This is a genomic window from Corynebacterium sp. HMSC068H04 (assembly GCF_001811255.1).
Classification (GTDB): Bacteria; Actinomycetota; Actinomycetes; order Mycobacteriales; family Mycobacteriaceae; genus Corynebacterium; species Corynebacterium hesseae.
In genome coordinates this window covers 1-292 of sequence record NZ_KV803976.1, presented here as the reverse complement: position 1 = coordinate 292, position 292 = coordinate 1, and the positions used below count along the sequence as shown (strand labels likewise).

General features: G+C 55.1%; 1 pseudogene. It reads right to left on the bottom strand.

Annotated features, from left to right (window positions below):
- Positions 1-292: pseudogene (locus tag HMPREF2792_RS02610) on the bottom strand (HNH endonuclease); the annotation flags it as partial.

Below are 292 nucleotides of genomic sequence, written 5' to 3'. Positions count from 1 at the left end.
TCATCCAGGGTTTTACAGATGTCGCGGACTTTACGCCTGATTTGGCTGCGGGTAGGAAAAGCCTGATTCGCCTTAGTGGGGGTGAAGAAGTCGGCCAGGATGGTGTCGATAAAATCCAGGGTTTCATCCGTCAGGGCTGTCAGGGCCGACATGGGTTGGTCAATAGCAATCAAGGACTCGATGTCGAGCAGGCACGAGGTGTCTTGTATGGCTTTGACTTTCGGCAGGCTATCAAGGCGGTGGATGGCACGCAGTCCGGATTTGATGTGGCCTTCGGGCAGTGACCAGGCAG